Below are 10,481 nucleotides of genomic sequence, written 5' to 3' on the forward strand. Positions count from 1 at the left end.
CCGCGCTTCACCCGCCAAGTGCTCTACGGGCCTGCTCGACTAACGCCTGAGTCCGGGAGTCGACTCTCGAAGCAGAACGTGGCCGCTTACCGTCACAGACGACGGCATCTCGCCATCATTGTCGAGGGCAAGCTCAAGAGCAGACGCACCGATTCGATCCAGAGGCAACGCCACAGTTGTCAACCGCGGGCTGACATCTCTGAGAAGGGGGATGTCGTCGAACCCGGCGACCGCCACATCTATACCTGGAGTGAGCCCTGCGTCGCGAATCGCTGAGATGGCACCGATCGCCATCACGTCCGTGACTGCGAAAACACATTCAGGTCGGCGTCCGGAGGCAAGCAAGTCCGCGGTCGCCTCATACCCGCCATCACGGGAGAACGATTGGTTGTGCACCGTCGCGCCCGGCGCGATTGATGCGAAGCCAGCGACCCGATCACGAACCGTGGACAGTTCGGCTGGTCCTGCGACGATCGCGAAGTCCGAGTATCCGATCTCGCTTAGCGTGCGCGCGAGATCTGCCGCACCTTCGTGATTTCCGACGACAACACTCCGAAGTCCTGGGGCTTCCGGCCCGATGATCGCGAGCTGATTGATCGCCTCGAAGGCCGACCAGTCTGCGGTCGCGTCGCGGCTCGACGCGAACAGCACCGCTCGCGGTCGCTGCGCTCGCAACGCAGTCAACGTCTCCGCTTCGAGCTGTTGCGCGTCCGGCTGATTATCGTGAGGCAATGTGGCAATGGTGACAATCAGCCCACGCAACTTCGCGACATCCATCACCCCGGCCGCGATCGACGCGAAGTACGGGTCGGCGATGTCGCCGACAACGAGTGCAACCGTGTTGTTGGATCCGCGCGCAACGGCCTGAGCCTGAGCGTTGACGCTGTAGCCGAGTTCAACTGCGGCCGCTTCCACTCGCTGCTTGAGCTCAGGTCTGACGGTTCGCGCCGACGGGTGCAGGGCACGCGATGCGGTCGCCAAAGACACCCCAGCGTGGGCTGCGACGTCGGCGAGAGTTGGCGCTGAAAGGGAAGTCACGCCGTCACGCTACTGCATGAGGGAAGCGCTTCCCCAGATCGATTTGTGCTCGACCGCCCGCGACTTCGCTGGTGCTGCTCTCCGAAGCCGTCCGGCGACGGGCCGAAACGCAAGCCACGCAAATGGTACGTTCAGCAGCAAGCCGGTTGTCACCAATTGACATTCGCAGCTCGGCAATCGCGCGATAGCTTCGGAGGGGCGATGCGACTAGTAAGGACCGACCTTGTTGCCGGTATCCCGGCCCCGGAAGCACGCGAAATCGCCAGGCGAATGTCCTCGACAGGTCATATCAGTCGTGTCGCAAGGATCGTCGGCGACGACCAGGCTCAGTTGGCCATCAACGCGTTGACCTCCGCAGGATACCTCGAACCCGCGGGCGATGACGATGCGGACATGTGGGTAACGACGATCGCCGGAAACGCACTTGCCCAAGCAAGTTTCGGCAAACCAATCAGCCGAAAGACAGCCGACCGACTCGTCGCAGAATTGGTGGAACGAGCCAAGAAGTTCAACGCAGATCCGACGTACGTTGTGTCCGTCGCCCGGTTACGTGTCTTCGGAAGTTATCAACGAGAGGATGTCGATCCGCTCGGAGACGTTGACGTTGAACTCATCATCGCGTTCCGGCCGAACGAGGAGGAACGGACCGGTGCGGTCAAGCGCTACAGCAAGGCGTCTGGACGTCGATTCAACAGTTATCTCGATGAGCTCTTCTGGCCCGAAACCGAACTACGGCAGATTCTGAAGAACCGGTCAGCCGCAATCAACATCACCCAGGAGAACGTCGACCTGCTCACCGACCGAGTGCGCACGATTTATGCGATCGAGGAAGACAAGTCTGCGCTTCCCGCGAATGGGGGACGTCGCGCCTTCGGGTGAAACGAGAGCCTCCGGATTGCGGTAGACACTCCACAGTAGGGTGACCAGCAACATGAAAACTGAAAACCTCAACTCCGCCGCCGCGGACGAGGACACCCTCATAAGCGTCTCATTCGGTTTGGCTTCCAGCCCAGGAACGTATGCGCTCCTCGTAGGCGCGGGCGTGTCCAAAGGCGCCGGCCTTCCGTCCGCATGGGATGTCCTCGTGGACCTGACCGGTAGAGTCGCCGACTTGAAGGGCGAGACGCCGGACGATCCCGTGCGTTGGTATGAGGAAACGTTCGAGACAGTGACGACCTACGAGTCCGTCCTAGAACGGCTAGCGCCGACGACGTACGAACGTCAAGCTTTGCTGCGCACCTACTTCGAGCCCAATCCCGAGGAGGACGGCAGCGCGGAACCCACTGAAGCGCATCGGGCGATTGCGCGGCTAGTCAGTGAAGGCGCTGTCCGTGTGATCGTGACCCTGAACTTTGACCGGCTCATTGAACGGGCGCTCCGTGAGGCCGGCATTGAACCGTTGGTGATCGCGAGCGAAGCGGACATCGCAGGGATGCCGCCGCTACACACCGCCCCCTGTTGTGTCGTCCATTTACACGGTGACTACTTGAACCCGCCGTCGATGCTGAACACGGTCGAGGAGCTTTCAGAGTACGGGGACGATCGCAGACAGCTACTCGAACGGATCCTCACCGATTACGGTCTCATTGCCGCCGGCTGGTCGGCGGTGTACGACCGCGCCCTTCGCGAGGCCATTAAACAAAGTTATCCAGGTCGGTACACACTGACTTGGATCGAGCCGGGAACCCCCGGCGAGGAAGCGACACAGTTGCGCCTGTCGAAGAACGGTGTTCTCGTCCAAACGGACGCTGACAGGGGATTCGGTCGCCTCGCCGACGCGGTGCAGTCGATGCGTTCTCGCCACGCTCGCCACCCGCTGACCTTGGCCACTGCCGTAGAGACAGCGAAGCGTGAACTCGCGGGCGGAAAGGTGAGCATCAGCTTGCACGACACAATAGCGGCGGAATTCCGCAGACTCTATGAGCTGGAGGACATCCGCAACCCGTCAGGCAGTTCCGATTCGGCTCTCAGCGACATTGTCGCTCGCATCGACGAAGCCGCTGAGGTCGTCGATGGGCTGATCGCCACGCTGGCTTACTGGGGAGACGAGGTTACCGACAGATGGTGGATAGACGAACTGCCCCGATTCGCCCAGGCTGGTGAAGGTAGCGGGTCCACACTGTTGTTGGAGCGTCGCCTCATCGCCGGATCAGCGATGTTTTACACGGCCGGTGTGGCCGCAGTCGCTGCTCAACGCTATGGCTTGTTGAGGCAACTGTTCACGCTGACTCGTGAGAGCCAGTTCACGGGAAGGCGTGAACCGTTGGCCAGCTGCCTGGCCATCGACCATTTCACGGTAAATATCCCCGAAGGCGGGCGGCGCCCGTATTCGGTCGTGGCACCGATCCTCGACGAGGCGTTCCCCGTGCCGGCAGAGAAGCGGGAGCAATGGTGGCAACTTTTCGAGGTGCTTCGGAATGCGGCGCTGCTGATGGACGACACACTCTTCCAGCGTGATTATCTGGACTACGCCCACACGAGAAAGGCGCTCGGCAACGCCGAACAGTCACGAACAGGTGCTATACGGCTGGGTAACTCGGTCAACAAGGCTGCCGCCGAACAGAGAATCAGCGAAGCCCAAAAGAGCTTGAAAGAGCAACTCCGCGAAATAACGCGGCTGGTATTTCCGACCCCTGTTCATCTGCGAGCCGCGATGAGTGGAGAACGTAACAGCTACTTGATCCCGGTGGCGGAGCAGTTGGCTGCGGAACTCGCGGTAGATGGACAGCGGCATCCGCTAATTCGGACTGGATTCGCGGACGAGGCAGAACGCCTTGAGTGCGCCGTGCTAGCGGTCAGCATCAAGTTTGGCGAACTGGGACGCGAAACAGCGCGAGGCCGCATCCATAGCGGAGCAGGCTTTGGAGTCATCGCTTCGAAAGTCTGGCTGGATTCCGTTTTCTGAATCCGACCTACGGAAAGCAAGCTCCTGAAGCGGTGGCAGCACAGGCGCACGAACCTTAACGAAAAACTGCCTCTGACCTGGATATTTGTTACAGAGTGGAGCACCCCCAGATTACTGTCATCAACTCTGATACTTAGACCCGACCGTGGGTTGGCGAGATCCCAGTAATTCATTGATCGCAACTGCGTGAGATTGATCCTTGGGCGTGAGACCGATCACGGCACCACCGACATCCGTACCTCCGAACTGGGTACATCCGCACGGCGTGTCGACCCTCCCGGACGGCGTGTCGGCCTCCCCGACGGCGTGTCGCGGACGGCCTCCCGCGCCCACTACTGTCTGACTATGCGACTCGGAGTCCTCGATGTGGGATCGAACACCGTCCACCTTCTCGTCGTCGACGCGCACCCGGGCGCCCGCCCGCTCCCCGCGGCCACGCACAAGTCGGTCCTGCGCCTCATGCGCTACATCACCGAGGACGGCGCGATCAGCCCCGAGGGCGAGACGGCGATCCTCGACGCCATCCGCTCGGCGGTGGAGGTCGGCCGCGCCGAGGGCATCGAGGAACTGCTGCCGTTCGCCACCTCGGCGATCCGGGAGGCCGCCAACGGCCCCGCGATCCTGGCCCGCATCCTGGACGAGACGGGCGTCGACCTCCAGGTGCTCTCCGGCGAGGACGAGGCCCGGCTGACGTTCCTCGCGGTGCACCGCTGGTCGGGCTGGTCGGCCGGCTCCATCCTCCTGATGGACATCGGCGGCGGCTCGCTGGAGATCGCGGCGGGCGTGGACGAGTACCCGGACACCGCGGTGTCCCTCCCGCTCGGCGCCGGCCGCAGCACCATCGGCTTCCTGCACCAGGACCCGCCGACCGCCGACCAGCTCACGGCGCTCCGCGACCACGCCAGGACGACGATCGCCGATGCCGTCGGCCGCTTCACCGACCGCGGCCCCGCGCACGTCATCGGCACCTCCAAGACCATCCGCTCGCTCGCCCGCCTGGCCGGATCGACCGCGAGCGGCCCGGGCGGGACGGAGCGCAGCCTCCTGCGCCGCTCGGAGCTCTCCGACTGGGTTCCGCGTCTGGCGCAGCTGACCGCGGACGCCCGCACGGCGCTGCCGGGGATCACCGCCGACCGGACGTTCCAGATCGTGGCGGGCGGCGTCGTGCTGCGCGAGGCGATGCGCGCGTTCGACGTGCCGGTGCTCGAGGTGTGCCCGTGGGCGCTGCGGGAAGGGATCATCCTGCGGTATCTCGACCACCTGGACTGAGGAGCGGCGGCCGGCGGCGCTTCTGCGTCCGCGTCTCCTCCGCGGCCGCCGGCCCAGAGCGGGAAGAAGCCAGCCACGCTCAGCGCCGCGCCTACGGGGTGAGCCCCGCCGCCTTCGCCAACAGCACCCCGCGCTCGGCGTCGTTCGCGCACAGCTCCGCCGCGCGCCGGTACTCCCCCGCGGCCTCCGCACCGCGCCCGAGCCGCGCCAGCAGCTCCGCCCGCACACCGGGCAGCAGATGCGATCCCGCCAGCCCGCCGCCGCGCTCCACCGCCTCCACCTCCACGAGTCCCGCAGCCGGCCCATCGGCCATCGCGACCGCGACCGCCCTGTTGAGGTCGACGATCGGGGACGGCGCCACCTGCGCGAGCGCCTCGTAGAGGAGGACGATCCGCGGCCAGTCCGTCCCGGCGACCGACGGGGCGACCGCGTGGCATTCGGCGATCGACGCCTGGAGGCCGTACGGGCCGAGCCCGCGGCCGGCGGAGACCGCGGTGGCGAGGGCGGCCCGGCCGCGCCGGATCGCCGAGCGGTCCCAGCGGCGGCGATCCTGGTCCTCCAAAAGCACGGGGCTGCCGTCGTCGGCGGTGCGGGCCGGGAAGCGCGCCGCGGTCAGTTCGAGTAGCGCGAGCAGAGCGTGGGCCTCCGGCTCGCGCTCCAGCCGGGCGAGCACACGCGCGAGCCGGACCGCTTCGTACGCGAGGTCGGTGCGCATCCAGGCCTGCCCCGCCGTCGCGGACGATCCCTCGGTGAAGATCAGGTAGACCACGCTGAGCACGGAGCCGAGCCGCTCCCGGCGGTCGGGGCCGGACGGGACCTCGAACGGGACGTGCGCCGCGGCGATCGTCTTCTTCGCGCGCGTGATGCGCGCCTGCACGGTCGGCACCGGGACGAGGAACGCCCGCGCGATCTCGTCCGTGGTGAGGCCTCCGACGACCTTCAGCGTGAGCGCGATGCGCGCCTCCCGCGACAGCACCGGATGGCAGGCCGTGAAGATCAGGGCGAGCACGTCGTCGTCGATGTCGTCCGGGTCGAAGAGGAGGTCAGCGCCCGGCGCCGTCTCGTCCAGGTCGCGGGCGAGCAGCGCGTAGCGCTCGTCGCGGCCGGCGCGGCGGCGGAACGCGTCGATCGCGCGCCGCCGCCCCACCGTGAGCAGCCAGCCGACCGGATCGCGCGGAGCCCCGGAGGTCGCCCAGCTGACGAGCGCCTCGGCGAGCGCCTCCTGGGCGACGTCCTCCGCCAGCGCGAAGTCGCCGGTGTAGCGGGCGAGCGCGCCGACGATCCGCGCGGACTCCATGCGCCACACCGCCTCGACGGCGCGGCGCGCGTCGGTCGGGGTGCGGCCGGTCACCGGCGGCCCCCCGCCGCCCGGCGACCTACAGCTGGCCGGTCGCCTCGCGCCACGCGCGCTCCTTCTGGATCCACTCGTTGTCCTGCGGGAACTCGTCGATGGTGGTCACGCGACGGATCTCCACCTTGCTGCCCTGGATGTACGGCATCCGCTTCGTCCACTCGACGGCCTCCTGCGCCGAGGCGACGTCGAGGATGTAGAAGCCGTTGAACAGCTCCTTCGTCTCGCCGTAGGGACCGTCGGTGACGACCGGCGCCTCCCCGGTGAAGTCGACGACCACGCTCTCGGCCGGGTCGAGGCCCTCTGCGGCGAGCAGCACGCCCGCGCGGACGAGCTCGTCGTTGAACCGGCCCATCGCGTCGAGGACCGCGGCGAAGTCGACGTTGCGGAACGCCTCCTCCGCCTCGGCGGTCGGACGCAGGACGAGCATGTACTTGGCCATGATTACTCCTTGTTCTGGTGGGTCCCTTCGACCCTCTCATCGACGAGGTCGAGCGCCATAGTGGGAAATCGACACCGGCGGGAAAATCGGCTCGGGCGCGCACCTTCGTGCCGAATGTCGCGTTCGGGCGGCCGATTCACCGCATTCGGCACGAATCCGCGCGGCCGGGTCACGGCTGGATGCGCTCGACGGCCTGGAGGATCAGGTCGAGGCCGGTGGCGAACTCCTCGTCGTAGTCGTAGCCGGACTGGGCGAGTTCGGCGACGACCTCCAGGAGGTAGGGGAACCGGAGCGCGACCTCCGGCGGGAGCGTCTGCTCCTTCGCGGCCGCGACCTCCCCCGACTCCTCCGGGGTGTCGAACGGGAGGGTCCGCTCCTGCAGGGCGAAGCCGTAGACGTACGCGTCGAGCACGGACGTCACGTGCACCGTCGCGCGGAACGGGAACCCGGCCTCGCGCAGGCGGCCCAGCAGGGCGTTGTGCGCGGCGAGGTTGGCGAGCCCGGGCCGCATCCGGGACTCCATCAGGCCGACGGCCCAGGGATGCCGGCGCAGCGCCTCGCGCAGGGAGACGGCGCGGGCGCGGAGGGCGTCGCGCCAGGGTGTGTCGGGGTTGCCGAGCTCGGGAGGGTCGACCTCGGCCCAGACGAGGTCGACCATCCCGTCGATGAGTTCGTCCTTGTTGGCGACGTGCTTGTAGAGCGCCATCGGGACGACGCCGAGCTCGGCTGCGAGGGCGCGCATGGAGAGGGCGTCGAGGCCGATGGTGTCGGCGCGCTCGAGCGCCCGGGCGAGCACGGTGTCACGGGTGAGGCGTGGGCGCGAGGGCTGCGGCATCGGCGGCTCCTGAAGGGTTCTGGACGGGGTATTGACAAGGTGTACACCGTACACCTATCGTTCAGGTGTACACCGTACACCCATCCTAGATCACCAGCGCCGCCACCCGAATCCGAGGACCCCATGACCGCCCAGACCGCCCAGACCGCCACCATCGAACCCGCGCCGTCCGCTACGGCGAGCGCCGACCGCCGCCGCTCGCTCACGGCGGGCGTGCTCTTCATCGTCACCTTCGTGTCCGCCATCGCCGGCGTCCTGCTCTATGCGCCGGTGCTGGACGATCCGCACTACGTGCTCGGCGCCGGCGCCGACGGCCGGGTGCTCTCCGGCATCCTCTGCGAGGCGGTGCTCATCGCCGCCAACCTCGGCACCGCGCTCGCCCTGTTCCCCCTGCTCCGCCGCCGGGCCGAGGGCCTTGCGCTCGGCTATGTCGTCGCGCGGGTGATGGAGTGCGTGTTCATCGCGGTCGGGATGCTGTGCCTCCTGACCGTCGTGACCCTGCGCCAGCACGCCGCGGCGATCGGCGACCCGGACGCTCTCGCGGTCTCGGCGCAGACCCTCATCGGGATGCGGAACTGGACGTTCCTGCTCGGCCCCGGCTTCGTCGCGGGGCTCGGCAACGGCGTCCTGCTCGGCTGGCTGCTGCTCCGCTCCGGACTGGTCCCGCGCCCGATGGCGGTGGTCGGGATGGTCGGCGGCTCGCTCGTCGCACTGTCCGGGATCGGCGTGCTGTTCGGACTCTGGGGCCAGGGATCGCCGGTGTCGGCGGTGGCGACGCTGCCCGAGATCGTGTGGGAGGCGTTCCTCGGGGTGTACTTCGCGTTCGTCGGGTTCCGGCGGGTGCGGGCGCGTGGCGTGAGTGCTCGGACGTCGGCATGACGCGCGGCGCCCGGCCTCAGCCCTCCGCGGCGTGACGCCCCCGCCGCGAGGCCGCGTGCCCCAGCCGGCCGTCGTGCAGTTCGAGCACGCGGTCGGCTCTCGCCATCAGGAGCGGGTCGTGGGTCGTCACCACCGCGGCCACCCCGCTGCCGTGGACGAGGTCGACCAGGAGGTCCATGATCTGGCGCCCGGTGACGCTGTCGAGCTGGCCGGTCGGCTCATCGGCGAACAGCAGCGGCGGGTCGGCGGCGAGCGCGCGGGCGATCCCGACGCGCTGCTGCTGGCCTCCGGAGAGCTCGGTCGGGCGCTGCCGGGCGTGGGCGGCGAGGCCGACGCGGTCGAGGAGCTCGGCGACCCTGGCGTCGCGTTCGGCCGGCTCGGTTCCGAGCAGACGGAGGGGGACCTCCACGTTCTCGGCCGCCGACAGCACGGGGATGAGGCCGAACGACTGGAAGACGAAGCCGACGCTGCGCTGGCGGAGCCGGACGAGCGCCGCCTCGTCCGCTGTGGCGACGTCCACGCCGTTGACGACGACCGTTCCGGAGGTGGGCCGGTCGAGTCCGCTCAGCACGTTGAGCAGGGTGGTCTTGCCGGAGCCGGAGCGGCCCTTGACGACGACCAGCTCGCCGGAGTGGACCTCCAGGTTCGCCTCGCCGAGGGCGACCACGGGGCCGGCGGCGGTCTCGAACACGCGACTGACGCCCTCGGCGGCCAGGAGGGGGACGGCGGGACGGGCGCCGGCGGGGTCTGCCACGGTGTCGACGGTGGTCATGAGGCGGCCTCCTGACTCTCGTGTGCTTCTGGGCCCCGTTCCGCTTCCGGGTGATCCGAGGGTGAGTTCGCCGCCACGTGCGGCCACACCCCCACGTGGTCCGCCTCCAGCGCCAGGCGTACGCGCTCGCGCATCCCGAGCGTCGTCAGGTACTCCTGCGGAAGCTGGAGGCGGCCGACGCGGTCGAGGACGGCGTACTCCTCCGCGACCGTGTGCTCGTCGCCCTCCGCGGTGACGCCGGTGCGGCGCAGGACCTCGGTGGAGGTGCGGCCGTCGCGGATCTGGACCGTGCGCGCGACGTGCTCGGACACCGTCGGGTCGTGGGTGACGATCAGGGTGGTGACGCCGAGCTCGCGGTTGACGCCGCGCATGGCCTCCAGCACCTCCGCGCTCGTGGCCTCATCGAGTTCACCCGTGGGCTCGTCGGCGAGGAGGACGCGCGGCTCGTTCGCGAGGCTCACGGCGATGGCGACGCGCTGCTGCTCGCCGCCGGACAGCTCGGACGGCCGGCGGTCGGCGCAGTGGGCGACCTCCAGCAGGTCCAGGAGGTCGGCCGAGCGGCGCTCGCGGTCGGGGGTCTTCGCCAGCGACATCGCGAGGGCCAGGTTCTCGCGGGCGGTGAGGTAGCCCAGGAGGTTGCGGGAGGTCTGCTGCCAGACGAAGCCGACGGTGCGGCGGCGGTAGTCCACCCGCTCCCGCGACGACAGCGCGAGGAGGTCGCGGCCGGCGACGGAGACCTGGCCGGCGGTCGGCTTGTCCAGGCCGGAGAGGATGCCGAGCAGCGTCGACTTGCCGGAGCCGGACGCACCGACGATCGCCACCAGCTCGCCGCTGTCGACGCTGAGGGTGAGGCCCTGCAGCGCCTGGACCTCCACGCCGTCGGCGGTGAAGATGCGCACGAGGTCGGCGCAGCGGATCGCCGCGTCGGGGTGCGGAGTAGCGGGGTTCGCCCCGGCGGGGTGCTGAGCTGCGGGGTGCTGAGCGGTCATC

Annotated in this window: 10 protein-coding genes; 4 read left to right on the forward strand and 6 right to left on the reverse strand. The window is 68.3% G+C overall.

Annotated elements, in window-relative coordinates:
* Nucleotides 1-39: 39 nt before the first annotated feature.
* A complete protein-coding gene (locus tag F1C12_RS10130; RefSeq protein WP_185278605.1) occupies nucleotides 40-1,038 on the reverse strand; it encodes a LacI family DNA-binding transcriptional regulator in 999 nt (332 codons plus the stop codon).
* Between the two features lie 270 nt (nucleotides 1,039-1,308).
* On the opposite strand from F1C12_RS10130, the gene F1C12_RS10135 reads away from it, so the two are divergent.
* The 3 genes from F1C12_RS10135 to F1C12_RS10145 all read left to right on the forward strand — a co-directional run bounded on the left by F1C12_RS10135 (nucleotide 1,309) and on the right by F1C12_RS10145 (nucleotide 5,212).
* Nucleotides 1,309-1,917, forward strand: a complete 609-nt coding sequence (locus F1C12_RS10135; protein WP_258046211.1) for a hypothetical protein — start codon at nucleotides 1,309-1,311, stop codon at nucleotides 1,915-1,917.
* Nucleotides 1,918-1,957: 40 nt separating this feature from the next.
* A complete protein-coding gene (locus F1C12_RS10140; protein ID WP_185278607.1) occupies nucleotides 1,958-3,943 on the forward strand; it encodes an SIR2 family protein in 1,986 nt (661 codons plus the stop codon).
* 345 nt (nucleotides 3,944-4,288) lie between these two features.
* Complete coding sequence (locus F1C12_RS10145; RefSeq protein WP_185278608.1) at nucleotides 4,289-5,212, forward strand: Ppx/GppA phosphatase family protein; 924 nt, start codon at nucleotides 4,289-4,291, stop codon at nucleotides 5,210-5,212.
* Nucleotides 5,213-5,303: 91 nt separating this feature from the next.
* On the opposite strand, the gene F1C12_RS10150 is transcribed toward F1C12_RS10145, so the two are convergent.
* From F1C12_RS10150 to F1C12_RS10160, 3 genes are all read right to left on the reverse strand, one after another.
* A complete protein-coding gene (locus F1C12_RS10150) occupies nucleotides 5,304-6,509 on the reverse strand; it encodes an RNA polymerase sigma factor (RefSeq protein ID WP_185278891.1) in 1,206 nt (401 codons plus the stop codon).
* Nucleotides 6,510-6,588: 79 nt separating this feature from the next.
* The gene (locus F1C12_RS10155) at nucleotides 6,589-7,005 is read right to left on the reverse strand and encodes a YciI family protein (protein WP_185278609.1); all 417 of its coding nucleotides are present in this window, start codon (nucleotides 7,003-7,005) and stop codon (nucleotides 6,589-6,591) included.
* Nucleotides 7,006-7,174: 169 nt separating this feature from the next.
* Complete coding sequence (locus F1C12_RS10160) at nucleotides 7,175-7,840, reverse strand: TetR/AcrR family transcriptional regulator (RefSeq protein ID WP_185278610.1); 666 nt, start codon at nucleotides 7,838-7,840, stop codon at nucleotides 7,175-7,177.
* 123 nt (nucleotides 7,841-7,963) lie between these two features.
* On the opposite strand from F1C12_RS10160, the gene F1C12_RS10165 reads away from it, so the two are divergent.
* Nucleotides 7,964-8,719, forward strand: coding sequence for a DUF4386 domain-containing protein (locus F1C12_RS10165; protein ID WP_185278611.1), 756 nt, complete (start codon nucleotides 7,964-7,966; stop codon nucleotides 8,717-8,719).
* A gap of 16 nt (nucleotides 8,720-8,735) precedes the next feature.
* On the opposite strand, the gene F1C12_RS10170 is transcribed toward F1C12_RS10165, so the two are convergent.
* Both F1C12_RS10170 and F1C12_RS10175 read right to left on the reverse strand, forming a co-directional pair.
* Nucleotides 8,736-9,491 (reverse strand): ABC transporter ATP-binding protein, encoded by a 756-nt coding sequence (locus tag F1C12_RS10170; RefSeq protein WP_185278612.1) that lies wholly within the window; start codon nucleotides 9,489-9,491, stop codon nucleotides 8,736-8,738.
* Entirely contained in the window at nucleotides 9,488-10,480 is a 993-nt protein-coding gene (locus tag F1C12_RS10175; RefSeq protein ID WP_258046212.1) for an ABC transporter ATP-binding protein, read from the reverse strand. Before F1C12_RS10175 ends, F1C12_RS10170 begins: the two co-directional genes overlap by 4 nt.
* Nucleotide 10,481 lies beyond the last annotated feature (1 nt).

Origin of the sequence: Leifsonia shinshuensis (assembly GCF_014217625.1) — a bacterium.
Classification (GTDB): Bacteria; Actinomycetota; Actinomycetes; order Actinomycetales; family Microbacteriaceae; genus Leifsonia; species Leifsonia shinshuensis_A.